At 52.8% G+C, this 229-nt stretch carries 1 protein-coding gene; it reads right to left on the bottom strand.

All coding sequences use genetic code 11. From position 1 onward, the window contains the following. Positions 1-226: DUF3847 domain-containing protein (locus NE623_RS14635; protein WP_256273604.1), on the bottom strand; the 226-nt coding region annotated here is incomplete at its 3' end. Between the last annotated feature and the right edge of the window lie 3 nt (positions 227-229).

Here is a 229-nt window from a genome sequence, read left to right as displayed (position 1 = left end):
GGAGAAGTGCTGTGGCTTCCTCGTCGGTCATGTTCTTTGCTTCCGGCACAATGCTTTCAAAGACCGCGCCCCGGACAATAAGGCGGTGGCTGCGCGTTCTGCGTTCCTCTTTGGATAGCTTCTGACGCAACATCTTTTCTCGGTTCTCAAACTGCCGGATTTTCTTCTTTCCGTCCTCAATCTCGGCTTGCAACTCCTCGCGGGTTTTCTCTCTCGTTTTCGTCATGGT

Origin of the sequence: Gemmiger formicilis (assembly GCF_024462815.1) — a bacterium.
Taxonomy (GTDB): Bacteria; Bacillota; Clostridia; order Oscillospirales; family Ruminococcaceae; genus Gemmiger.
Note: the sequence above shows the minus strand (reverse complement) of the source record. Positions and strands in the feature narration are given on the sequence as shown.